Below are 23,552 nucleotides of genomic sequence, written 5' to 3' on the forward strand. Positions count from 1 at the left end.
GCGGCGGGCCGTCACAGCGGCGTTGCTGCCCGCCGACCCGGCCCGCCTGTGGACCGACGGCCCCGACGCGGCCGCCGCCGCGCGGGTGTGGAACGAGCGCGTCGGGCAGCGGCTCGCCCTGCCCGAATGGCTGCTCGGCGAGGCCGCCCGCGCGCTGCGCACCGTCGAGGGCGACCCGGCGCACGCCCTGCGCGCGGTGCTCGACCCCGCCGCCGCTCCCGAGCTGAGCGTGGACCTGGAGTGGGAGGTGCGCGGCGACCGCGTCCACCCCGTCGGCAAGGACACCGGGTTCGGCGGGCAGTCGCTGGTCACGGCCGTCGCCACGGCCGCCTGGCTGGCCCACCGGCTGCCCGCCGGGGATCCGCTGCGCGCCGGGCTGCCCGCCGCCCTGTCGGCGGTCCGCGACCGGCTCGCCCACCCCGGGCTGCTGATCGACCTCGACCAGTACGTCGGCCTGCCCGCGTTCAAGAAGGTCGCGGGCACGCCGACCGAGGTCGGCGACGGCTACGAGCGGTACGGCGCGGTCGTCATGGCCACCTACGACAGCCAGCCCTCGCCCGCGCTCCGCCCGCACCTGCTCGACCCGGCCGGCGAGGACCCCTACCTGCGGGCCCTGATCGGGCTCAACGGCTCGTTCCCCGCCGTGTCCGCGCTGCGCACCGCCCTCGACCCGCGCTTCGCGGCGCTGCTGGCCGACCCCGGCGACCCCGCCCAGGGCGACCGGGACGCCGACGGCGCCTGGTGGCCGCACGACCCCACCCGCTCGGTGCCCGACCTGGTGGTGGACGTCGCCAAGGCGCACGGCCTCGGCGAGGACGCCGCCGCCGTCTACCTGATGCTGCTGGCCATGCCCGACCCCACCGACCGCAACACCGCCCGGTGGACCGGCTGGAAGCCGGCCCGGCTCAAGGCCGCGCGGGCCGAGCTGGCCCGCACCGACCTGGTCGTCCAGGCCGTGCGCGCCCGCGCCGGACGCTCGTTGTTCCTGACCGGCGGCTGGTCGGAGGAGCGCACGCCGCGGCTCCCGCTGGAGCAGTGGAAGCTCCCGATGTTCAGCCCGAACGCGGGCCTCGGCGGCCTCCTCGTGCCCGGCGAGCCCGTGGCCGACCTGTACGCCAGGGCCTGGCGGCGCGTCCAGGACGGCGACGTGCCCCGGTTCGAGCAGCTCGCCGTCAAACGCGGCCGCCGCCGCTGACCCTGTCATCACCACACGAAGGACACGAAACCCCATGACCCTCACCGACGAGGCGACCCCCGCCACGCAGGTGGTCTCCGCCGAGCAGCGGTACGCCACCGAACTGGCCTTCCTCGCCGCCCACGACGACGGCCCCCGCCCGCCCGGCTGGCGGCTGACGCCGCGCGCCGTCGTGACCTTCATCTGCGGCAGCGGAGAGGAGACCCTCTCCCTGCCCGCCCGGGACGGCCTGCCGTCCAAGCTCAAGGTGGCGCCCAAGTTCGTCGGCGAACGCGCGCTGGTCGAGCGCTGCGTCGTGACGCTGGCCGGCGAGCGCGGCCTGCTGCTGGTCGGCGAGCCCGGCACGGCCAAGTCGATGTTGTCGGAGCTGCTGGCCGCGGCGGTCTGCGGCACCAGCGCGCTCACCGTCCAGGGCACCGCCGGCACCACCGAGGACGCCTTCCGCTACGGCTGGAACTACGCGCTGCTGCTGGCCCAGGGGCCGAGCCGGGGCGCGCTGGTGGACTCCCCGGTGCTGACCGCAATGCGATCGGGGCGGGTGGCCAGGGTCGAGGAGATCACCCGCTGCCTGCCCGAGGTGCAGGATGCGCTGGTGTCCATCCTGTCCGACCGGCGGGTCAGCGTCCCCGAGCTGGCCGGGACCGACGACGCGCAGGTGGCCGCCGTCCCCGGGTTCACGGTGATCGCCACGGCCAACCTCCGCGACCGCGGCGTGTCGGAGATGTCGGCCGCGCTCAAGCGGCGCTTCAACTTCGAGACCGTCGATCCCATCTCCGACGCCGCGGCCGAGACGTCCCTGGTGCGGCGGCAGGCCACGGCGGTCGTCCAGCGCGCCGGCGCCGGGTTCGCCGTGGACGACGCGGTGCTGGAGGCGCTGGTCACGGTCTTCCGCGACCTGCGCACCGGACGGTCCGGCGAGGGCTGGGACGTCGAGCGGCCGGGCACCGTGATGTCGACCGCCGAGGCGGTGCAGGTGGCGGCCTCGCTCGGCGTCGCGGCCGCGTACATGCCGGGTGGCGACGTCCTCGACCTGGTGCCCGGCCACCTGCTGGGCGTCGTGCGCAAGGACGACCCCGCCGATCATGGACGGCTGCTCGGCTACTGGGACGGGCCGGTGCGGCGGCGCGCCGAGGACGGCTCGGCCATGTGGCGCCGCCTCTGGGACCTGCGGGAGAACCTCCGTTGACCCCCCACACCCCGACCGACCCGGCCACCCCGGCCGCGCCGCTCGACCCGGCGGATCCGCGGGTGGTGGTGGCCGGGCTGGCCGCCGCGACCCGGCCGTACCTGGTGGGGGTGCGGCACCACAGTCCGGCCCTGGCCGTCGTGCTGCCCGAGCTGCTGGAGGCGGCCGACCCGGAGACGGTGTGCGTCGAGCTGCCCGCCGACTTCCAGCAGTGGCTGCCCCACCTCGCCGACCCGGCCACCATCGCCCCGGTCGCCCTGGCCGGGAACGGCGCGGACGGGCTCGGCTTCTACCCGTTCGCCGACTTCTCCCCTGAGCTGGTGGCGATCCGGTGGGCGGTCAAGCGCGGCGTGGAGGTGCTGTGCTGCGACCTCCCGCTGTCGGACCCGGGCCGGCAGGCCGCCGGACCCGAAGCCGAGGCCGCCGAGGGCCGGCAGGCCGCCGGGCCTGAGGCTGAAACCGCCGACGTGCCGCGCTTCGCCGACGCGCTGGCCGCCGCGGGCACCGGGCGGGCGGGCGACGACATGTGGGACCGGGCCGTCGAGGTCCTGGCGCCGGGCTGCGAGCCGGAGGCCGTCCGCCGGGCCGCGCTCGGCGTGGGCTGGGCGCTGCGGCGCGACGCGGCTGCGGGCGGCGGCGTCGAGGCCAGGGATCTGGCGCGGGAGGCGTACATGCGGCGCGTGGTGTCCGCCGCCGCGGCCGGTGGACGCCGGGTCGCCGCGGTCGTGGGCGCCTTCCACGCCCCCGCCCTGCTCACCACCGACGAGACCCCCGCCCTCGCCCCCGCCGACCCCGCTCCCACCGCCTCCGCCGGGTCTGCGCCCGTCGGGTCTGCGCCCGGCGGGGCGCGGGCCGTCACCTCGCTGGTCCCGTACGCCTTCGATCTGCTCGACTCCCGGTCGGGCTACCCGGCCGGGATCCGCGACCCGCGCTGGCAGCAGGAGGTGTTCGAGGCGGACGGCGTACCGGACCGGGTCAGGGACGGCGCCGCCCGCGCGATCACCGACCTGTGCAGGGAGCTGCGGGCCGCCGGGCACACGGCGGGCACCGGCGAGGCCGTCGAGACGCTGCGCCTGGCGTGCGACCTCGCGCGCCTGCGCGGCCTGCCCGCCCCCGGCCGCGGCGAGCTGCTGGAGGCGGTGACGACCGTCCTCGGCCAGGGCGAACCCCTGGGCCGCGGACGCGCGCTGGCCAAGGCGCTCGACACGGTGCTCGTCGGGACGGCCAGGGGCCGCACCGCCCCCGGCACCCCCCGCTCAGGGCTCGGCCCCGCCGTCGAGGAGGAGCTGGCCGCGCTCAGGCTGCCCTGCCCGGACGACCCCGACCCGCGCGAGGTGCGCCTCGACCCGCTCCGCTCCGACCTGGACGCGCGCCGGGAGGTGCTGCTGCGCCGGCTGCACGTGTGCGGCATCGGCTACGGCGAGCCGATCCAGGTCGCGGGCACCGGCGACGCCGGCGCGCTCACCACCAAATGGCGCCTGTCCTGGACGCCCGCCGCCCCCGCGCTGCTCGACCTGGCCGGCGTCCGGGGCGTGACCCCGGCGCAGGCCGCGGCGGGCACCTTGCGGGAGACCTACCGGCGCGAGTCCGCGGACGGCGGCCCCACCTGCCGCACCATCCTCGACGGGCTGCGCGCCGCCGCCCGCTGCGACCTGCCGGAGCTGGTCGGGCAGCGGCTGGCCGACGCCGCCGGCACGCTGCCCGCCACGGCCACCCTCCCCGAGCTGCTCGACGCCCTCGACCTGCTGGAGGCGCTGCGCCGCGAGCACCTTCCCGGCACCACACCGGAAGGACGCGAGCAGGCGGGCGAGCTGGCCGTCACGCTGCTGGAGGCCGCGGTCCGGTCGCTGCCCGGACTCGCCGGCAGCGACCGGCCCGAGGACGCGGTCGCGCTGGTCGCGCTCGCCACGCGGGCCGGGGAGGACCGGCTGGGCCTGCGGCTGGACGACGCGCTGGGCGCGCTCGCGAGCACGGGGGCGCCGCTGGTCCAGGGGGCCGCGCTGGCCGCCCGCGTGCTGCTCGACCTGGACGGCCCCGAGCTCCTGGGCGCGCGGGCCGCCGGCTGGATCGACACCGCCACCACCCCGGACGGCCGCCGCCGGCTGAGCCTGCTGCTGACCGGCGTGCTCACGGCCGCCGGACCGCTGCTCCAGGCGGCGCCCGCCGCGCTCGGCCCGCTGATGGACCGGGTGGACGAGCTGGCGGACAAGGAGTTCCTCGACCGGCTGCCCGCCCTGCGCGGTGGGTTCGACACGCTCGCCCCGGCGGCGCGCGGCCGGCTGCTGGCGGCGGTGTCCGAGCGGCTCGGGGACCGTCCGGACCTGACGCTGGACACGCCGCCCGGCCTGCTGGCCACCTGGACCGCCGCCGACCTGGCCGGCCTGACGGCCCTGCACACCCTCGGCCTCCTCACCCCGCACGATGCCCCTGCCTCGCAGGACGGTCCGGCGTCGTATGACGGTCCGGTCCCGCCGGGGGAGGGCGGGGAACCGGTGCCTCTGGTGTCCACGCGCCAGGCGGAGGGCGGGGAGCCGGTCTCCGGGCGGCGGGTGGCGGGCGGGGCGCGGATCGGCCCCGCCGACCGGTGGCGGTTGCTGCTCGGGCGGGAGCGCGAACGGCTGCCCGCCGGCGCCCGCCCGTACGCCCGCGCCCTGGACGAGCTCTACGGCGCCGGCCGCGGCGAGGGCGCCGACGACTTCGGGCAGCAGGGCGACACCGGAGGCCAGGGCGACCCGTTCCCCACGGCCCGCGAATGGGCCGACGAGCTGGAGTCCCTGTTCGGCGGCGACGTACGCGAGGAAGTGCTGGCCAGGGCCGCCGACGCCGGACGGCACGACGTGCTCGCCGAGCTGGACCCCGCCGCCGTGCGGCCGTCCGTCGAGCTGCTGACGTCCGTGCTGTCGCTGGCCGGCGGGCTGCCCGAGCAGCAGGTCGCCAAGCTCAGGCCGCTCGTCCGCCGCCTGGTCGCCGAGCTGACCCGCGAGCTGGCGACCCGGCTGAGACCCGCGCTGACCGGCCTGGCCAACCCGCGTCCGACCAGAAGGCCCGGCGGCCGGCTCGACCTGCCGCGCACCCTGCGCGCCAACCTGGCCCACACCCGCCGCCTCGACGACGGGCGGCTCGTGGTGGTGCCGGAACGGCCGGTGTTCAGCACGCGGGCCAGGAAGGAGGCCGACTGGCGGCTGATCCTCGTGGTCGACGTGTCGGGGTCGATGGAGGCGTCGGTCGTGTGGTCCGCGCTGACGGCGGCCGTCCTCGCGGGCGTGCCGACGCTCTCGACGCACTTCCTGGCGTTCTCCACCCAGGTGATCGACCTGACCGACCGGGTGGAGGACCCGCTGTCCCTGCTGCTCGAAGTGCGGGTCGGCGGCGGCACGCACATCGCCGCCGGGCTCGCGCACGCCCGGACGCTGGTCACCGTGCCGAGCCGTACGCTCGTGGTCGTCGTCAGCGACTTCGAGGAGGGCTACCCGGTGGGCGGCCTGCTCGCGGAGGTGCGCTCGCTGGCCGGGTCCGGCGTCCACCTGATGGGCTGCGCGGCGCTCGACGACCAGGGCGTGCCCCGTTACTCGCTGCCCATCGCCCAGCAGCTCGTCGCGGCCGGCATGCCGGTCGCCGCGCTCAGCCCGCTCGCCCTCGCCCGCTGGGTGGGGGACCGCCTCCGGGGAGAAGTCCGGTGAACACCTCTGCAACGCTCCCGCCCGCCGCGCCGCACGTGGTGGCCGCCGCCGTCGACGGCCTGACCAGCAGGTTGCGCAAGAAGCTGGACGCGGCCGTCGACCAGTACGCCGCCCTCGACCGGGTGGCCGACGGCGCCGACGTGGTGGTCACGTGCGGCGAGGACGCGGTGGTCACGCTGTCGCCGGGGCCGTCGGGGGTGATCGCGGAGGAGGGGCAGGCCCGCTGCTCCTGCCTCCTCGCCCCCCGCTGCCTCCACCGCGCCGCCCTCCTCACCGCCTGCCCTCTGGTCGACCCGGCCGACACCCTGCCCCTGGACGTGGAGACGGACACATCCCCGTCCCCTTCCGGGCAACCGGACACGCCCTCCACCGACGGACGTCCCGCCCAGCCGGCCACCGAACCCGGCCGGCGCCCGGACACCGACCAGGCGGGCGCCGAGCCTGGGTCGGGCTCACGGTCCGGGCAGGTAGGTGCCGCGTCCGGGTCAGGTTCACGGGCCGGGCAGCAGGCGGGTGCCGCGTCCGGGTCGGGCTCGGGGGAGGCGGTCGTTCCGGCTGCGCCCGGGGCGGCGCAGGTGGCGGCGGCCGCGGGGTTGTGGCGGGCGGCGGCCGCCGTGCTGTCGGCGGGTGTGCCGGGCGCGGGCGCGGTGCCGCAGGCTGAGCTGCTCAGAGCCGCCCACACCGCCCGCCTGGCCGGGCTGCCCAGGGCCGAGGCCGCCACGCTGCGGGTGGTGCGCGGGCTGCGCGCCGCCCGCGCCCGCTACGACAGCCACCGCCTCGCCGACCTGGTCTCCGCCCTGCGGGAGCTGCTGCTCACCGTGGGCCGGCTGGCCGCGTCCGATCCCGACCCGGCGCTGGTCGGCACCGTACGGCGCGGCTACCGTCCGAACGGCGGCCTGAAGGTGTACGGCGTCTTCCGCGAGCCCGTGATCAGCAGCACCGGTTACGGCGGGGTGGTCACCCACCTCGTCACCGACGACGGACGCTGGTTCTCGGTGGCCGACGTCAAGCCCGGCGGCCCGGCCCGTGCCCGTGGCGCGGCGACCGCGACCGTCGCCATCGGGGCGGCCATGATGAGCCACGCGCAACTGGCCCGCGGCGGACTGCTGATCGCCGGGGCCACCGTCTCCCCGGACGGCCGCCTCGGCGCGGGCAAGGGCGTACGGGCCACCCCGGTCGCCGGCCTGGCCTGGACGGACGGGCCGCTCGGCGCGCTGTTCGCCCGGCCGCTGTCCGAAGCGGTGGGGGCCCGGCTGTCGGCGGGGGCGTGGAGCGAGGAGGAGTCCGCCGAGCAGGTACGGGAGCCGGTCGGCTGCGACCTGGTGATCGTCGGCGCGGCGGGCGACCACGTCCTGGCCCGCCACCTCCCACCCACCGCCCCGCCACAACCGGCCGAAGCCGGGGGAGCGGTGGTCGGCGGTGAGGGGCCGGTGGTCCGGCTGGTTCCGGCGAACCGTCATCCCGATCTCGCGTACGTCGAGAACCTGCGGCGGCTCGCCTCGCGGCCCGGCCTGCGGGTGCGCGTGGTGGCCAGGGTCGAGCCCGGCCGGGCGGCGACGCTCGTCCCGCTTGCCGTGGGGCCGGTCGCGGGGGAGGAGGCGACGCTCAGGCTGCCCCCCGAGTGGCAGGGCCGGGCCGACCTCGGCTACGACCGCCTCCAGGGCTCGCACCTGCCACCCGCCGACGCCAGCCCCTCGCCCGCTGCCGACCCCTCGCCCGGCCGGGACGCGTACGCCGAGGTGGACCCGCTGGACGGCGCGCCGCTGTGGCGGGTGCGCCGGCTGGTCGAGCTGGCCGTCTCCGGCGGACGCAGGGCGGTCGCCGAGTCCGCGCGCGGCGGCGACGCCCGCGGGCAGGCCGCGTCCCTGCGCCGCGCCGGGTTCCGCACGGCCGCCGACCTGGCCGTCGCGCTCGCCGACGAGGCCGACCGGCGTGAACGTGACGTGTTCGGCAGGCTGGCCGAGGCCGAACCGGACGGGTACGCGCGGGCCTGGCTCGCGGCAGCGACCCATCTGGCCGCCACCGAACGCGCCCTCGTCCGCACCTCCTGGCAGGCCACTCCCTGAAACCCGGCGACCGGGCCGCCCGCCCCACGGGCGGCCCGCTCCCGGGGGAGGCGAAAGCGCGCGGTGGGGGCGTGAAGAGGGCGAACGGGCAGCCGCGCGCGGCGACGGTCCCGCGCGCGAGAGCCGGCCGCCATACCAGAATGCATGGCGGAGACGGCCCCGAGGCCGGGTGTGGGAGGGGCCGTCCTATTCGGAGGTGTGGGCGGTGAAACGGGGGCGGAGGCGGTTTTCGTACAGGGTGAGGGCGGCGGCGATGGCCATGTGCATGTCGAGGTACTGGTAGGTGCCCAGACGTCCGCCGAACCAGACGTCCCGCTCGCCCTTGGTCAGGTCGCGGTACCGGCGCAGCCGGGCGCGGTCCTGCGGCGTGTTGATCGGGTAGTACGGCTCGTCGGCCCGGCCGGCGAAGCGCGAGTACTCCCGCATGATCACGGTGGCGTCGGACGGGTACCAGGTGCGTTCGGGATGCAGGTGGCGGAACTCGTGGACGCGCGTCCACGGCAGGTCCTCGTCGGCGTAGTTGATCACCGACGTGCCCTGGAAGTCGCCGGTCGGCAGCACGGACGTCTCGAAGTCGAGCGTCCGCCAGCCCAGCTCGCCCTCGGCGTAGCCGAAGTAGCGGTCCAGCGGCCCGGTGTAGACGACGGGCACCGCGCCGGCCAGGCTCTCCCGCAGGTCGAAGAAGTCGGCGCCGAGCCGGATCTCGATGTTGGGATGGTCGGCCATGCGTTCCAGCCAGGCGGCGTACCCGTCCGTGGGCAGGCCCTGGTAGAGGTCGTCGAAGTAGCGCCCGTCGAAGGTGTAGCGCACCGGCAGCCGGCCGATGATCTCGGCGGGCAGCTCGGCCGGGGCCGTCTGCCACTGCTTGGCGGTGTAGCCCCGGATGAACGCCTCGTACAGCGGCCGGCCGATCAGCGAGATCGCCTTCTCCTCCAGGTTGCCGGCGCTGGTCACCTCGGCGGCCTGCCGGGCGACCAGGTCGCGGGCCTCGTCGGGGCTGAGGTGGCGGCCGAAGAAGGCGCAGATCGTGCCCAGGTTGATGGGCATCGGGTAGACCTGCCCCTTGTGCACCGAATAGACCCGGTGTTCGTACGGCGTGAACGACGTGAACCTCTGGGCGTACTCCCACACGCGCGCGTTGGACGTGTGGAACAGGTGCGACCCGTACCGGTGGACCTCGATGCCGGTCTGCGGCTCGCGTTCGCTGTAGGAGTTGCCGCCGACGTGGTCCCTGCGCTCCAGCACCAGCACGCGCATCCCCAGCTCGGACGCGCACCGCTCGGCCACGGTCAGCCCGAACAGACCGGAGCCGACGACGACTAAGTCGGCGTTCATGCGGCTGCGGGGACGAGCCGGTCCAGCCACCGCCGCACGGGCAGCGCCAGCACGACCCCGGCCAGGACGAGGTGGACGAGGAAGAAGATCACTGCCACGGCGACGCTCGGCGGCCCGCCGACGAACACCGCGATGTGCGAGGCCCACGTCAGCGTGCCGGGCCGGCCCTGCGGCCAGTCGCCGAGCAGCCACATCGACAGGTCGTTCAGCCCGGAGATCACCACCAGGACACTGGCGAGCCCGACCTTCAGCACGCGGTCGGAGCGCGCCCCGCCCAGCCGGTAGGCGAACAGCACGGCCAGCACGGTGAAGGAGTTCATGAAGAGCATGAACTGGTAGAGCTCGGGGAAGGCGGCCTTCTGGTCGGCGGACTCGGCGTAGGAGAAGATGTGCAGCACGTTGACCGTGTCGAGCACGCCCATGTAGCCGACGACCAGCGCGCACATCAGCGCCATGCCCAGCCCCGGACGCCGGGGGAACCCGGCCACGGCCAGCACCGCGAACACCAGCGGGCTGACCTTCCACAGCGCTTCGAGCGGGTTGTCCAGAGTACGGTCGGGCGGCAGGATCACCATGATCAGGGTGGCCGCCCCGGCGCCCAGAACGGCGGGCGCCAGCCACAACCAACGCCTCAATGAACGACCTTCTCGGTGAAGAACGGTCCCAGGGCCAGGGCGTCCATGTCGGTCTTGAGGTAGCAGCGCACGGCGTCCTCGGGGGTGCACACGATGGGCTCCTCGTTGTCGTTGAACGAGGTGTTGACCACCATGGGCACGCCGGTCAGCTCCGCGAAGCGGGAGATCATCGCGTGGTAGCGCGGGTTGTCGGCCGCCGAGACCGTCTGGACGCGGGCGGTGCCGTCCTCGTGCGTGATCGCCGGCACCTTGTCCCGCTGGTGCTCCAGCACGTCGAACACGAGCAGCATGACGGGCGAGGGGTAGCCGCTGGCGAAGTACTCGCCGGCGTGCTCGGCCAGGCAGGAGGGCGCGAAGGGGCGGAACGGCTCGCGGTGCTTGACCTTCTCGTTGAGCCGGTCCTTGGCGTCGGCGCGGCGCGGGTCGGCCAGGATCGAGCGGTTGCCGAGCGCGCGCGGCCCGCACTCCATGCGGCCCTGGAACCAGCCGACGATCTTGCCGTCGGCCAGCGCCTGCGCCGTCGTGTCGTTGATGTCGTCGGTGCGCCGGTAGTCGAGGCCGGCGTCCTGGAGCGCCCGCTCCATCTCCTCCTCGCCGAACTGCGGGCCGAGGAAGATGTACTCCTCGTCGCGCGGGCGGCGCATGCCGTACTTCTCCACGCCCAGCAGCAGCGCCGCACCCAGCGCCGAGCCGTCGTCGGCGGCGGCGGGCTGGGCGAAGAAGTCCTCGAACGGCGTCTCCAGCAGGATGCGGCCGTTCATGACGCTGTTCAGCGCGACGCCGCCGGCGGTGACCAGGCGGGTCTGCCCGGTCTTGGCCTGCAGCCAGCGCGCCACGTGCAGGCCGGTGCGCTCCAGCGTGGCCTGCAGCGCGTACGCGACGTCGGCGTAGTGCTGGTTGGGGATGGCGCGCTCGCGCGGCCTGGCCGGGCCGAAGCGCTCCAGGAACTTGGCCGACATCTGGTGCTTGCCGGTGGCGTGGTGCCGGAACCAGCTCAGGTCCAGCTCGAAGTGGCCGTCGGGGCCGAGGCGGACCAGGTCGGCGAAGTCGTCCACGTAGCGGTCGGTGCCGTACGCGGCCAGGCCCATGACCTTGCCCTCGTCCCGGGTGGGGTTGAAGCCGAGGTAGCCGGTGACGCCGGCGTACATGGCGCCCAGCGAGTGCGGGAACTTGACCCGGCGGATGTCGTGGATCCGGCCGCCCTTGCCCAGCCCGAGGTAGGTGGAGGTGCCGTCGCTGCCGATGCCGTCCCAGGTGATGATCGCCGACTCCTGGTACGGCGAGATGAAGAACGCGCTGGCGGCGTGGGCGCGGTGGTGGTCCATCAGGTGGACCTTGAACTTCGTCCGGCCCCGGAAGTTCTGCGACTCGCGCAGGATCTTCTCCAGCGTGAACCCGCGCCGCAGGTGCAGCAGCAGCGCGCCGCCCACGTTGTAGTCGTCCGGGTGGGCCTGGCCCTTCTGGTCGGACAGCGTCTCCAGCAGGCCGCTGGCCTTGTCGCCGTAGTCGCCGGCGTCGTTGCGGAAGACGGCCAGCGTGTGGGGCAGGTGCCGGGCGAAGTGGCCGAGCGCGTGCAACGTCTCGCGGGGCGCCTGCCAGTAGTAGGCGACGTGGTCGACGTCGGCCAGCGTGATGCCGGCCTCCTCCAGGCAGTAGCGCACGGCCTGCGCGGGAAACCGGCCGTCGTGCTTGACCCTGGTGAACCGCTCCTCCTCGGCGAAGGCCACGATCTTCCCGTCGGCCACCAGGGCCGCCGCCGAGTCGTGGACCTGGCTGATGCCGAGCACATACATGAATGCCCCCTGACAATGCGCATGACCCAGCGGCCCCGCGTCGGAGATCTTCCTAACAAACCGTCCGGAAAGAAATCAATACCTATCTTTTGTCTGACGCGTATGGATATATTCCGCAACCGGGGTCGAGCCGGGTGGGAATGCCCGGGCCCTGTCACAGGGTGAACCGGGGTTGATACACGTGGTGAAGACCGTTCCATGAATGAGCATCCGCTTCCGGTTCCGCCGGACGGCCTGGCACTCACCGTGGTCGTTCCGTGCCTGAACGAGGCCGACAACATCCCTGACACCTATCGCGAAATCGCAGACGCGCTGGGTGACCAGGGCGAACTCGAAATTCTCTTCGTCGACGACGGCAGTACGGACGACACGCTCGCGCGCATTCGCACGATCGCCGAGAGTGACAATCGTGTGTCGTTCATATCGTTGTCCAAGAATTTCGGCGTGGAGGCCGCCTTCTCGGCCGGTTATCGGTACGCCCGGAACCCTTGGGTGCTGCACCTGGACGCCGACCTGCAGTTCCCGCCCACCGAGGCCAAGCGGCTGATCGAGCGGGCGGCCGACGGGTACGACGCGGTGTTCGGCATCCGGGTGGACCGCAAGGATCCCTGGCCGCGGCGGACCGCGTCGATCGTGCACGACTGGCTGGCGCGGCGGCTGCTGGGCATCGAGATCCCGCCGCGCGCCACGACGTTCCGCCTGGTCCGCACGGAGATTGCGCGCCGGATCGTGGACCTGCGGCTCGGCACGCCGTACTTCCTGGCCACGCTGCCGCGCCTGACGCGCGCCTGGACGACCGTGCCGACCGCGCACCGGCCGCGGGTGCACGGCTCGTCCAAGGTGACCGTGCGCGGGCTGGCCAGGCACTCGCTGGACCTGTTCTTCGGCTTCTCGTCGCGGCCCATCTCGGCCGCGGTGTGGGCGGGCCTGATCGGCCTGCCCGTGGCGCTGCTGGCCGGGATCACCGGCAGCGCGCTGCTGTTCGGGCTGGCGCTGGCCGCCGCCCTGTTCGGGCTGAGCATGATGGCCCGCACGCTTCTGCACATCTCTCGCGGTCAGGCCCGTCCGCCGCTGTTCCTCGTACGGGAGGCCAACGTGCCGGTCGATTCCGCTGACCTGCTCGCCGGGAGGCTCACGTGACCGGCGCCGGCCGCACCATCGCGGTCCTCGGCGGCGCGGACGGCGCCATCAGCACCATCCGCGCCGCGGCCCGCCTCGGCGTGCGCACGATCTGCGTGGACATGCGGGCCGACGCCCCCGGCGTCGCGCACGCCGACGAGTTCCTCGACCTCAGCACCCGCGACGTGCCGCGGGTCGCGCGGGCCCTGGCCGAGCGCGACGACCTGGCCGGCGTGGTCTCCCCGGCCAGTGACGTCAACCTGCCCTCGCAGCTCGCCCTGGCCGCCCGGCTCGGCCTGCCGTGCGGGCTGTCGGAGGGCGCGGTGCGCGGCTCGGTGGACAAGGGCTGGTTCCGCGCGATGTGCGCCCGGCTCGGCCTGCCCGGCCCCCGCCACGTGAGCGGCGCCGCGGAGGAGGTGCTGCGCGACGCCCCTGAGCTGGGCTTCCCGCTCATGGTCAAGCCGGTGGACTCCTCCGGCAGCCGCGGCGTGTCGCTGTGCCGCGCGCCGGACGAGCTGCCCGAGGCCGTGGGGCTGGCCAGGGAGTGGTCGCTGTCCGGCCGCGTCGTGGCCGAGGAGTTCCTGGAGGGCGCCCACTACACGGCCGAGGCGTTCGTGATCGGCGGCAAGGTGGCGCTGATCGGCCTGGCCGAACGGGAGCTGACCCCGCCGCCGCTGTTCATCACCGTCCAGCACACCATGCCGGGCCCGGACCACGTCACCGACGCCGTGCGCCCGATGCTCGACGCCGTCTGCGCCGAGACCGGGCTGCGCGAAGGGCCGCTCAGCGCCGACGTGCTGGTCACCGGGACGGGCGAGGTCGTGCTCGTCGAGATGGGCGCCCGCCTGGGCGGCAACGGCCTGGCCGAGCTGCTGGGCCTGGTGCACGGCGTGGACGTGGTCGAGCAGTACGTGTTGTCGGCCATGGGCGAGACGCCGTCCCTGACCCCGGCGGCGACCCGGTACGGCGCGGTCCGCGTGCTCAACGCGGAACGCGACGGGAAGCTGGTCCGGGTGGACGGCGAGGAGCAGGTCAGGGCGCTGCCCGGCGTCGTCGACCTGGTGCTGGCCGCCGCCCCCGGCGACCACGTGGAGCGCTACACGCGGGCGGGCGCCAAGCTCGGCTACCTGACCGCCGCCGCCTCCGGCCGGGACGCCCTGGCCGGCGTGCTGGCCGAGGCCACCGGGCTGCTCCGCTTCGAGATCGGGGACGGCCTGTGAGCCATGGACTGGGCGTCGCCGTGCGGGAGGTGCGGCACGTCGTGGACGCCTTCCGCGCCATCCGCCGCCCGCGCGCCGAGACCGACCGGCTCACCCTCGACGGCCTGCGGGACCTGCTGGCCTTCGCCCGCGCGCACGTGCCGCACTACGCCGACCCGCGCTACGACGTGCCCCTGCACAGCCTGGCCGACCTGGCGAAGCTGCCGATCCTGGACAAGGCCACCGTGCTGGACGGCGACCTGTCCCGCTTCCACACGCCCGGCCTGAGCGCCAAGGACTACCGGCTGGACCGTACGAGCGGGACCACGGGCCGCGTCCTGGAGGTGCGGCACGACGTGGCCGCCTACGGCTACCACGGCGCGACCATCTTCCGCCGCTTCCTGCTGTCGGGCTACCGGCCGTGGTGGCGGATCGCGCACATCAAGCCGTTCCCCCGCCCGCTGCGCTGGTTCCAGCGGCTCGGCCTGTTCCCGCGCACGGTCATCGGCGCCGGGCAGGGCGACGCGAAGATCCTGGCCGACGTGCTGAAGGTGCGCCCGCACCTGATCATGGGCTACCCGGTGGTGCTGCGCGGGCTGCTGCGCGCCGCCTCGCCCGCCGACGTGGCCCGGCTGCGGCGCACGCTGCGCATGGTCATGACCGACTCCGAACTGCTCACCGACGAGGTGCGCGAGCTGCTGCAGAACGGCTTCGGCGTGCCGGTGTACGACGAGTACTCGGCCTACGAGGTGCTGACCGTCTCCACCCAGTGCGACCGGGGCGCGATGCACGTGGACGAGGACCGCGTCCGCCTGGAGATCGTGGACGACGACGGCATGCCGGTGCCCGACGGCCAGGACGGCGCGGTCGTGGTGACCCACTTCAGGGAACGGGCGATGCCGCTGATCCGCTACCGCCTGGGCGACCGCGGCATGATCGTGCCGGGGGAGTGCGGCTGCGGCAACCGGTTCATGCGCATGCGGGTGACCGGCGGCCGGTCCGACGACTACATCACCTTCCCCGGCGGCCACCGCGTCTACACGGCCACGTTCCTGTCGCTGGCCATGTGGACGCCGGGCGTGGCCGAGAGCATGGTCCGCCAGGACGCCGACGGCAACGTCACCGTCCACCTGGTCCCCGAGGCGGGCCGGGACTTCGACGAGGTGGCCGCGGCCTACCGGGACGGTCTGGCCAAGCAGGTGGGCGGCCCGGTCGAGGTGCGCTTCGAGCAGGCCGAACGGGTCACGCTCACCCCCGGCGGCAAGGGCAGGTTCGTCGAGTCGGCACAGGCCGGCCCGTGACCGTGAGCCTGCGCCGCAGGCCGCCGCCACGCCTCGTGGCGGTGACGGCGGCCCTGTTCGCCGGGCGCGGCGCGTTCCGCGCCGCCCTGTGGACCGCCAACCTGGTGCTGCTCGGCCTCTGGGGCGCCGACGAGTTCGCCCTGTACGCCACCGCCAACGGCGTGTCCGGCTGGCTGCTGGCGCTGACGTCCAGCGGCATCGAGAAGGCGGCGCTGGCGCTGGTGCCGCGGCGCGGCGGGCAGACGTTGCGGCCGCTGTTCATGCTGCTGGCGGCCACGCCGTTCGCGCTGGCCGTGCCCGTCTGGCTGGCCCTGGCGGCGGCCGACCCCGGCGGCGCGCCCGCCCGGTACGCGGCCGCCGCCGCCTACGCCTGCGGGCTGGGCTGCTGCGCGGTCATGGCGGCGCTGAACCGGCTGCGCGGGCGGGCGCGGGCCGACGTGTTCGCCTACCTGACGCTCGCCGTCGCGCAGGCGTCCGGCGTGGGGCTGGTGGCCCTGACCGGGATGCGGGCCAACGCGCTGCTGGCCCTGCACGTCGGCGTGCTGGCGGTGCTGAACGCCGTGCTGGCGGCCGGGCTGATCCGCGGGCGCTCCGGCAAGGCGGACAAGGGCGCCTACCGGCCGGCCGTGCGCGCGGCGGCGCTGCTCAGCGTCGGCGAGGTGACCGCGGTCGCGGCCACCTCGGTGACCTTCGCGTACTTCGCGCACCTGGGCGACGCGCAGCAGACCAGCGTCTTCTACGTGTGGTCGGTGGCGCTGTCGGTGGTCGTGATGGGCGTGTCGTACCTGCTGCGCATCCTCCAGCCGCGGGTGGCGGTCTGGATCGAGGGCACGGGCGAGGCCGGCGCCCGCCGGATGGCGCGGCGCATCCTCGCGCCCGCCGTGCCGGCCGGCGCCCTGGCGGTGGTCGTGCTCGGGGTGGTGCTGGCGGGCGGCCAGCGGGGCATGGTGGCGACCGGCGCGGCGCTGCTGGCCGAGGCGGCCCTGACGGTGGCCGTGCTGCCCGCGTTCCTGCTGGTGGAGAACACCGACGACCGGGGACGGCGGCTGGCCGCGGTGGCCGCGTGCCTGCAGTTCGCGGTGGTCGCCGCAGCCGGTTGGTTCCTGGTGCCCGCCGCGACGGCGTTCGGCGCGCTGCTGGCGTACTGCGCGGGCGAGGTGGTCAAGGGCGGCGTCATGCTGGCCACGCTGAAGAAGGAGACCTCATGAAGGGCTTGCCCAGCACGATCCCGGTGGTGCCGGTGGTGCGGAACCTGTACCTGGCGCGGTCGCGGGACCGGATGGACCCGGCGCGGCTCCAGGTCGTGCAGGACCGGCTGCTGACGGGGCTCGTCCGTCACGCGCACGCCAACGTGCCGTACTACCGCCGCGTGTTCCCGGCCGACGCCGTGGCGGCGCTGTCCACCGCCGCCGACCTGGCCGCCCTGCCGATGCTGAACCGGACGACGCTGCGGGACCTGCCGCCCGCCGAGCTGATGGCCGCCGGGTTCACCCCCGACAACACCCGCGAGGCGCCCACCAGCGGCTCCTCCGGCGTGCCCATCCGCCCCTTCTACTCCGAGGGCGACCTCGGCTACCTGCGCGCCACCTACCTCCAGGACCTGCTGGCCTCGGGCCTGCGTCCCTGGGACCGGATCGGCTACTTCCGGGTGGGCGAGTTCCGGCCGCACCGGCTGCAGCGGCTCGGCCTGGCCCGTACGGTCCACGTCAACACCAGCCGCAGCCTGGACGAGCAGGTCGAGGCGTTCCTGCGCGGACGGCCGACGTTCCTGTGGGGCTTCCCCGGCTGCATCGTCACCCTCGTGGACGAGCTGCGCCGCAGGAAGATCGCCTACCGTCGCGTGCACACCGTCATCTTCGCCGGCGAGACGCTCACCCCCGAGGCCCGCGAGCACGTGCTGAACTACTTCGGGGCGCGCGGCCACGAGGTGTACGCCTCGGTGGAGGCGTACACGATCGGCCGCACCTGCCCCGAGGGCGCGATGCACCTGCGCTCGGCTGACGTGGTGGTGGAGGTGCTGCACGACGACGGCGGCGTGTCGCTGGCCGACGGCGAGGGCGAGGTCCTGGTGACCCGGCTGCACGCCGAGGCGATGCCGCTGATCCGCTACCGGCTCGGCGACCGCGTGCTCATCGAGCCGGACGACTGCCCGTGCCGCGCCTTCCACACCCCGATCATCCGCCGGATCCAGGGACGGACCGAGGACCGCGTCGTGGCCGCCGACGGGCGCACGGTGCACGCCAACTTCCTCACCAACCCGGCCGTGATGCCGACGGCGGGGGTGCGCGGCGTGCAGGTGCTCCAGTACCGGCCGGGCGCGGTGGAGATCCTGCTGGTGCCCTCGCCGTCGGCCCCCGCCGACCTGGCCGGGCGGGTCCGCGACGCCGTGGCCGCCGTCGCCAAGGACTTCGAGGTGACCGCGCGCACGGTGGACAGCATCGCCCCGGAGCCCAACGGCAAGGTGCGGATGGTCAAGATCATGCACAACACCCCCGCCTCCTGACGCCCGCCGCGGCCCGGCCGTTCGCCGCCGGTCTGCCCGCCGTCAGCTCGGCCCGAGCCATTCGCGCAGGTCGGCGAGGTGGCCGAGCTCGGACTCGACGCGGCGCCTGTCGTCAGGGGTGAGCTCGACGCCGCGCAGGTCGGCCAGCCACGGCTCGGCGGGCTCGCCGAGCGCCGAGGAGAGGTCGGCGAGGTGGCACAGGGCGATGGCCCGCTCGGCCGCCGGAGCCTGCGGGCCGTGCCGGCGCACGGCCGACTTGAGCGCCCGGTAGGCCTGCAGGTCGTCGTTCTTGAACTCGCGCAGGATCCGGGCGTTGTCCAGCGCCTTGGCCAGGCCCGTCAGCTTCGTGGAGCCGCCGTACTCCAGCTCGGCCGGCTCGTCCCGCTGGATGAACATGATCGAGTTCCCGGACGGGTCCATCAGCGTGAACCTGGACGCGCCGGGCCGGTAGCGGGTGATGCGCGGCAGGCCCGAGCTCAGCACCTTGCCGTAGGCCCGGCGCATGGCCGCGACGAGCGCGGCGTGGTACGGCGCCACGGCGTCGACCAGGACCAGGCACGCCCCGGTCGCGTCCCTGGCGGGGTCGAAGTCCTTCGGCGCGGGGCCGAAATGCAGGTCGAACCCGCTCCAGCGCATCGCCAGATAGACGTAGGGCCGGGTCTGCCGGTGGGTGACGGTGAACCCGAGCGCCTCGAAGAACTCCAGGGTCTGCTCGGGGGAAGGGCAGGGCAGCACCGGAACCGTCGTCTCGTTGGGACGGATCGCGGGCTCGCTCATGGATTCCACCTCTCGGGTCATCCGACGATGCTGGCATCTCCGGCGGCCTCTCGCATATGGATCGTTCCATGACGGTCCCGCGGCCTCACCCGCTGAATTCCGGGACGCAATTGATCGGACAATGCGCTTTTCCCGAATCATTTGAATAGCGATCGGGCGGCGGCGAATTTCCGGCGATCCGCCCGCCCTGAATTCGCCGAGGAATTGTTTTCCACTGAATCATGCGCGAGGCGAATAATGCGTGGGAAAAGAGCGCCGATCACGTTTCGGTGACTCCGGCGGGCGGAAGCGCGCATCGAGGCTGGTGGCGTCCTGTTCGCGCGGGTCCGGGCCAATCGCCGCCGGGGCGTGGGGCGCGGACCTTCCTTGACACCGCCTCCGACCGCCTTCTCCGCAAGGGAGCCGCTTTATCGGCCGACCGAAATTCCGGCCGGCCGCATCCTTGAAGATCAAAAAGGGGGGCGGGTCCGCGCCCCGCGACCGGCCGGTCAGGCGGGCAGGGCCGGGTAGTCGGTGTAGCCCGCGGCGTCGCCGCCGTAGAAGGTGGCCGGGTCCGGGGCGTTGAGCGGCGCGCCGGTCGCCAGCCGGCGAGGCAGGTCGGGGTTGGCGAGGAAGAGCCGGCCGAAGGCGATCAGGTCCGCGGTGCCGTCCTCGATCAGCGCGAGGTCCTCCGGGCCGGTCGGGCGGTCGCCGGTGTGCGGGTTCAGGACGAGCGGGCCGGGGAAGAGCCGCCGCAGGGCACGCGTCAGCTCCCGGTCGGCGGCCTCCATGACGTGCAGGTACGCCAGCCCCAGCTCCGCCGTCCGGCCCAGCAGCTCCTCGTAGACCGGCCGCGGGTCGGGCTCGTGCATGTCGTTGTTCGGCATCCCGGGGGAGATCCGCAACGCGGTGCGGTCGCCGCCGATCGCGCCGGCCACGGCGGAGACGACCGCCACGGCGAACCTGGCGTGCCCGGCCGCCGAGCCGCCCCAGCCGTCGGTGCGCCGGTTGCTGCCGGGGGCGAGGAACTGGTGGATCAGGTAGCCGTTGGCGCCGTGCAGCTCCACGCCGTCGAAGCCGGCCTCGACGGCGTTGCGGGCGGCGTTCGCGAAGTCGGCGACGGTCCGCTCGATCTCGGGCTCCGTCAGCTCGCGCGGGGTGACGAACTCCTTGACGCCGTCGGGGGTGAAGAGCTGCCCGCGCGCGGCCACCGGCGACGGCGCGACGGGGACCGCCCCCTCGGGCAGCAGCACCGGATGGCCGATCCGGCCGGTGTGCAGGAGCTGGGCGAAGATCTTGCCGCCCGCCGCGTGCACCGCGCCGGTGACCTCGCGCCAGGCCGCGACCTGCGCGGCGCTGTGCAGGCCCGGCGTGAAGGGATAGCCCTGGCCGATCACCGACGGCTGGACGCCCTCCGTGACGATCAGCCCGGCGGAGGCGCGCTGGGCGTAGTACTGCGCCGTCAGGCTCGTCACCAGCCCGTCGCGGGCGCGGCTGCGGGTCATCGGGGCCATGACGACCCGGTTGGCCAGCTTCGTGCCGCCCACGGCGATCGGATCGAAGGCGAGGGACATGGAGGTCTCCTTGGTGGAAGGGGTGGGGTGGGTCAGGCGCGGCGCGGCAGCAGGAAGCCGCCCGCCGCGAGGGCCAGGCCGAGCCCGGCCGCGATGAGGAAGACCAGGCCGTAGCCGTCGGCGAGGGCTTCAGGCGAGCCCGCGGCGCCCGCGGCCGTCGCGAGGACCGCCAGGCCGATCGACGAGCCCACCTGGCTGGTGGTGTTGGCCAGGCCCCCGACGACGCCCGCCGCGCCTTCGGGCGCCTCGGCGGTCGCCGCGGCCATGAGGGTGGGGAAGGTCAGCCCGATGCCGGCCGCGACGAGCAGCGTGGGCCCGAGGACGCCGGTGAGGTAGCCGCTGCCGGCCTGCGCCAGGGACAGCCAGCCGAACCCGGCGACGAACAGCGCGCCGCCGCCGAGCACCGGCGCCCGCGCCCCGGCCCGCGGCAGCAGGGCGGCGGACGCCCGGGCGACCAGCATGAACGTGACCGCCGCGGGCGTCTGCCCGAGCCCCGCGAGCAGCGCGCTGAAGCCCAGGACGTTCTGCAGGAACAGCGACGTGAAGTACCACATCGCGATGGTGATCCCGCCGAACAGCAGCAGCATGCCGTTCCCGACGGCCACCCCCCGGATCCGGAGCAGCCGCAGGGGCAGCATGGGCCTTCCGGCGAAGCGCGCCTCGACCGCGACGAAGACGGCGAGCAGCAGCAGGCCGGCGAGCACGGGCACGAGCACCCGTCCGGACGACCAGGCGTGCTCGGCGCTCTGCATGACCCCGTAGACCAGCGCCGCCAGGCCGGCGGTCGCGGTGACCGCGCCGGCCAGGTCGAGCGGCTCGCGCCGCGCGCTCTGCACGGTGACCAGCGCCGCGAGGGCCACGGCGATCAGCAGCGCGCCGACCGGCACGTTGATCAGGAAGACCCAGCGCCACGACAGGCCGGTGGTGATGGCGCCGCCGGCCACCGCGCCGATCATCCCGCCGACGCCGCCCGCGGACGACCAGGCGCCGAACGCCCTGGCACGCGCGCCCGGCTCGGTGAAGTACGTGTTGATCACGGCCAGCGTGGCGGGGGCCATCATGGCGGCCCCGGCGCCCTGTGCCACGCGGGCCGCGACCAGGACCTCCGCCGCGGTGGCCAGGCCGGCGGCCAGGCTGGCGGCGGAGAACAGCAGCAGCCCGGCGACCAGCGTCCGGCGGGGGCCGAACAGGTCGGCGGCCCGGCCGCCCAGCAGCATGAAGCCGGCGAAGGCCAGCAGGTAGCCGTTCACCACCCAGGCGAGCCCGGTGGGGGTGAAGCCGAGCTCCGCGCGGATCGCGGGGAGGGCGACGTTCACGATGGAGGCGTCCAGGATGACCATGAACTGGCCGGCGCAGGCCAGCGCCAGGATCAGCCAGGACGGGATGGTTCGTGGGGTGGCCCGCCGGGCGGCGGTGCCGATGCTCGTCATGGGTTCTTCCGTTCTTGTCTGCTTCGCCGCCGTGGACGCGCGGCGTGCGTGCGCCGCGCCGGGGACGGTCCCGGCTCCCGCAGGCCGTGCCCCGGCCGTGTAGGATTTGGTTACGCGGATAACTATTATGCAGATAACTAATTTCCGTCAAGGAGCGATCATGGACTTCGCGCAAGCCGACGCCGTCAACCAGGCGATCCGCCTGCTGAGCCTGCGCCACCGGGCCAGGGCCGCCGCCCTGCTGGCCCCGCTCGGCCTGCATCCCGGGCAGGAGGCGCTCCTGCTCGAACTCGCCCGCACCGGGCCGAGGATCCAGGCGCAGCTCAGCGAGGCGCTGGGGTGCGAGCCGCCCAGCGTGACGCTCATGAGCCGCAAGCTGGAGGCCTCCGGTCACATCCGCCGCACGCCTGCGCCGTCCGACAAGCGGGCCAGCGTGGTCGAGCTCACCGACAGCGGCCGGGCGCTGGCCGAGCAGGTCAAGCGGCTCTGGGTCGACCTGGCCGAGGAGACCGTGGCCGGGCTGCCGGCCGAGACGGTGGCCGGGCTGCCCGCCCTGATCAACACCCTCACCGACAACGTGGACAATCGGCCCGGCCGGCGGCACGGCCCGGCGGAGGCGGCGCGGCGGACCGTGCAGGGGCCGACCGGCGAGTACGAGCCCAGCACGTCGGACTGGGTCCGCGAGCACGTCGAGCAGATCATGCGCACCGGCACGACCGACGGCGTCACGATCAAGGACCGGCCCGTCGTGCTGATGACCTACCGGGGCGCGAAGACCGGCAAACTACGCAGGACGCCGGTCATGCGGGTCGAGCACGAGGGGCGCTACGCGGCCGTCGCGTCCCTGGGCGGCGCCCCGGTCAACCCGCAGTGGTACGCCAGCGTGCTCGCCGAGCCCGTCGTCGAGCTCCAGGACGGCACGGCGACCGGCGTCTACCGGGCGCGCGAGGTGTCGGGGGAGGAGAAGGACGCCTGGTGGCGGCGGGCGGTGGCGGCCTACCCCGACTACGCCGACTACCAGACGAAGACCGAGCGCCTGATCCCGGTCTTCGTCCTCGAACCGCTCGCCGGAGAGCGGTGACGACGGCGGCCTTTGGGTAGACGGAGGGGCACCCGCCGGCCCAGGAGGAGGGACACTCGATGATCGAGACGCTCGTCCCGGACAACGTCGCCGTCTCCACCGCCTACGGCGACCCGCCCGGCGTGCGGCTCTTCCCCGAGGAGCGGCACGCCGTCAGGAAGGCGGTCGCCAAACGCCGGCGCGAGTTCGCCACCGTCCGCCACTGCGCCCGCGAGGCCCTGGCGGCCCTCGGCATCCCGCCCGCGCCCATCGTCCCCGGCCGGCGCGGCGCGCCGCGCTGGCCGGCGGGCGCGGTGGGCAGCATGACGCACTGCGCCGGATTCCGCGCGGCGGCCGTGGCCGACGCCGGCGACGTGCGCAGCATCGGCATCGACGCCGAACCGCACGAACCGCTCCCCGAAGGCGTCTTCCGCATGGTGGCCCGGCCCGAGGAGGCCGCGATGGTCCGCGAGCTGCGCGACCTGCGGCCCGGCACCTGCTGGGACCGGCTGCTGTTCAGCGCCAAGGAGTCGGTCTACAAGGCGTGGTTCCCGCTGACCGGCGAGTGGCTGGGGTTCGACGACGGCTCACTCGCCTTCTCCCTCGACGGCCGCTTCCGCGCCAGGCTGCTGCCGCCGGACGCGCCGCTGGCGGAGTTCGCGGGCCGCTGGACGGCAGCCCCCGGGCTGCTGGCCACGGCGATCGTCGTCCCCCGCTAGG

Annotated in this window: 16 protein-coding genes and 1 pseudogene; 11 read left to right on the forward strand and 6 right to left on the reverse strand. The window is 74.6% G+C overall.

Features of this window, described 5'->3' with window-relative positions; all coding sequences use genetic code 11:
* From ACWCSD_RS12790 to ACWCSD_RS12805, 4 genes and pseudogenes are all read left to right on the forward strand, one after another.
* A pseudogene (locus ACWCSD_RS12790) lies at positions 1-1,195 on the forward strand (DNA-binding protein); the annotation flags it as partial.
* Positions 1,196-1,229: 34 nt separating this feature from the next.
* Complete coding sequence (locus ACWCSD_RS12795) at positions 1,230-2,381, forward strand: ATP-binding protein (RefSeq protein ID WP_449914556.1); 1,152 nt, start codon at positions 1,230-1,232, stop codon at positions 2,379-2,381.
* Positions 2,378-6,061: a vWA domain-containing protein gene (locus ACWCSD_RS12800; RefSeq protein ID WP_449914558.1), complete on the forward strand. Its 3,684-nt coding sequence runs from the start codon at positions 2,378-2,380 to the stop codon at positions 6,059-6,061. The genes ACWCSD_RS12795 and ACWCSD_RS12800 overlap by 4 nt, the downstream gene beginning before the upstream one ends.
* A complete protein-coding gene (locus tag ACWCSD_RS12805) occupies positions 6,058-8,127 on the forward strand; it encodes a hypothetical protein (RefSeq protein WP_449914560.1) in 2,070 nt (689 codons plus the stop codon). The genes ACWCSD_RS12800 and ACWCSD_RS12805 overlap by 4 nt, the downstream gene beginning before the upstream one ends.
* A gap of 186 nt (positions 8,128-8,313) precedes the next feature.
* On the opposite strand, the gene glf is transcribed toward ACWCSD_RS12805, so the two are convergent.
* Genes glf through ACWCSD_RS12820 form a run of 3 tightly spaced genes read right to left on the reverse strand, consistent with a single transcriptional unit; the run spans position 8,314 to position 11,890 of the window.
* Entirely contained in the window at positions 8,314-9,462 is a 1,149-nt protein-coding gene (gene glf, locus ACWCSD_RS12810) for a UDP-galactopyranose mutase (RefSeq protein ID WP_397166581.1), read from the reverse strand.
* Positions 9,459-10,097: a hypothetical protein gene (locus ACWCSD_RS12815; protein ID WP_387665420.1), complete on the reverse strand. Its 639-nt coding sequence runs from the start codon at positions 10,095-10,097 to the stop codon at positions 9,459-9,461. The genes glf and ACWCSD_RS12815 overlap by 4 nt, the downstream gene beginning before the upstream one ends.
* The gene (locus ACWCSD_RS12820) at positions 10,094-11,890 is read right to left on the reverse strand and encodes a carbamoyltransferase family protein (RefSeq protein WP_387665423.1); all 1,797 of its coding nucleotides are present in this window, start codon (positions 11,888-11,890) and stop codon (positions 10,094-10,096) included. The genes ACWCSD_RS12815 and ACWCSD_RS12820 overlap by 4 nt, the downstream gene beginning before the upstream one ends.
* Before the next feature lie 198 nt (positions 11,891-12,088).
* Between ACWCSD_RS12820 and ACWCSD_RS12825 the strand changes: the two genes are divergently transcribed.
* Genes ACWCSD_RS12825 through ACWCSD_RS12845 form a run of 5 tightly spaced genes read left to right on the forward strand, consistent with a single transcriptional unit; the run spans position 12,089 to position 18,012 of the window.
* Complete coding sequence (locus ACWCSD_RS12825; protein WP_449914566.1) at positions 12,089-13,030, forward strand: glycosyltransferase family 2 protein; 942 nt, start codon at positions 12,089-12,091, stop codon at positions 13,028-13,030.
* Positions 13,027-14,229: an ATP-grasp domain-containing protein gene (locus tag ACWCSD_RS12830; RefSeq protein ID WP_397166585.1), complete on the forward strand. Its 1,203-nt coding sequence runs from the start codon at positions 13,027-13,029 to the stop codon at positions 14,227-14,229. Before ACWCSD_RS12825 ends, ACWCSD_RS12830 begins: the two co-directional genes overlap by 4 nt.
* Positions 14,226-15,509 (forward strand): phenylacetate--CoA ligase family protein, encoded by a 1,284-nt coding sequence (locus ACWCSD_RS12835; RefSeq protein ID WP_449914570.1) that lies wholly within the window; start codon positions 14,226-14,228, stop codon positions 15,507-15,509. Before ACWCSD_RS12830 ends, ACWCSD_RS12835 begins: the two co-directional genes overlap by 4 nt.
* A complete protein-coding gene (locus ACWCSD_RS12840) occupies positions 15,506-16,717 on the forward strand; it encodes a hypothetical protein (protein ID WP_397166588.1) in 1,212 nt (403 codons plus the stop codon). Before ACWCSD_RS12835 ends, ACWCSD_RS12840 begins: the two co-directional genes overlap by 4 nt.
* Positions 16,714-18,012, forward strand: coding sequence for a phenylacetate--CoA ligase family protein (locus ACWCSD_RS12845; protein WP_449914572.1), 1,299 nt, complete (start codon positions 16,714-16,716; stop codon positions 18,010-18,012). The genes ACWCSD_RS12840 and ACWCSD_RS12845 overlap by 4 nt, the downstream gene beginning before the upstream one ends.
* A 42-nt stretch (positions 18,013-18,054) precedes the next feature.
* Here the strand turns inward: ACWCSD_RS12845 and ACWCSD_RS12850 are convergent, their stop codons facing one another.
* The 3 genes from ACWCSD_RS12850 to ACWCSD_RS12860 all read right to left on the reverse strand — a co-directional run bounded on the left by ACWCSD_RS12850 (position 18,055) and on the right by ACWCSD_RS12860 (position 21,772).
* Positions 18,055-18,789, reverse strand: coding sequence for a glyoxalase (locus tag ACWCSD_RS12850; RefSeq protein WP_397166590.1), 735 nt, complete (start codon positions 18,787-18,789; stop codon positions 18,055-18,057).
* 488 nt (positions 18,790-19,277) lie between these two features.
* Complete coding sequence (locus ACWCSD_RS12855) at positions 19,278-20,342, reverse strand: alkene reductase (RefSeq protein ID WP_449914574.1); 1,065 nt, start codon at positions 20,340-20,342, stop codon at positions 19,278-19,280.
* A gap of 32 nt (positions 20,343-20,374) precedes the next feature.
* Complete coding sequence (locus tag ACWCSD_RS12860; RefSeq protein WP_397166593.1) at positions 20,375-21,772, reverse strand: MFS transporter; 1,398 nt, start codon at positions 21,770-21,772, stop codon at positions 20,375-20,377.
* 160 nt (positions 21,773-21,932) lie between these two features.
* Between ACWCSD_RS12860 and ACWCSD_RS12865 the strand changes: the two genes are divergently transcribed.
* Together ACWCSD_RS12865 and ACWCSD_RS12870 are read left to right on the forward strand one after the other, a co-directional pair.
* Positions 21,933-22,853, forward strand: coding sequence for a nitroreductase/quinone reductase family protein (locus ACWCSD_RS12865; RefSeq protein ID WP_397166595.1), 921 nt, complete (start codon positions 21,933-21,935; stop codon positions 22,851-22,853).
* Positions 22,854-22,912: 59 nt separating this feature from the next.
* The gene (locus ACWCSD_RS12870) at positions 22,913-23,551 is read left to right on the forward strand and encodes a 4'-phosphopantetheinyl transferase (RefSeq protein ID WP_397166597.1); all 639 of its coding nucleotides are present in this window, start codon (positions 22,913-22,915) and stop codon (positions 23,549-23,551) included.
* The last annotated feature ends 1 nt before the right edge of the window (position 23,552 follow it).

Source organism: Nonomuraea sp. NPDC001684, assembly GCF_053596515.1.

What these genes read in the sequence shown, in the direction of transcription:
- ACWCSD_RS12860 (WP_397166593.1), bottom strand. Translation starts at nt 21,772, where the DNA reads ATGACGAGCATCGGCACCGCCGCCCGGCGGGCCACCCCACGAACCATC.
- glf (WP_397166581.1), bottom strand. Translation starts at nt 9,462, where the DNA reads ATGAACGCCGACTTAGTCGTCGTCGGCTCCGGTCTGTTCGGGCTGACC.
- ACWCSD_RS12870 (WP_397166597.1), top strand. Translation starts at nt 22,913, where the DNA reads ATGATCGAGACGCTCGTCCCGGACAACGTCGCCGTCTCCACCGCCTAC.
- ACWCSD_RS12825 (WP_449914566.1), top strand. Translation starts at nt 12,089, where the DNA reads ATGAATGAGCATCCGCTTCCGGTTCCGCCGGACGGCCTGGCACTCACC.
- ACWCSD_RS12820 (WP_387665423.1), bottom strand. Translation starts at nt 11,890, where the DNA reads ATGTATGTGCTCGGCATCAGCCAGGTCCACGACTCGGCGGCGGCCCTG.
- ACWCSD_RS12850 (WP_397166590.1), bottom strand. Translation starts at nt 18,789, where the DNA reads ATGAGCGAGCCCGCGATCCGTCCCAACGAGACGACGGTTCCGGTGCTG.
- ACWCSD_RS12855 (WP_449914574.1), bottom strand. Translation starts at nt 20,342, where the DNA reads ATGTCCCTCGCCTTCGATCCGATCGCCGTGGGCGGCACGAAGCTGGCC.
- ACWCSD_RS12795 (WP_449914556.1), top strand. Translation starts at nt 1,230, where the DNA reads ATGACCCTCACCGACGAGGCGACCCCCGCCACGCAGGTGGTCTCCGCC.
- ACWCSD_RS12845 (WP_449914572.1), top strand. Translation starts at nt 16,714, where the DNA reads ATGAAGGGCTTGCCCAGCACGATCCCGGTGGTGCCGGTGGTGCGGAAC.
- ACWCSD_RS12865 (WP_397166595.1), top strand. Translation starts at nt 21,933, where the DNA reads ATGGACTTCGCGCAAGCCGACGCCGTCAACCAGGCGATCCGCCTGCTG.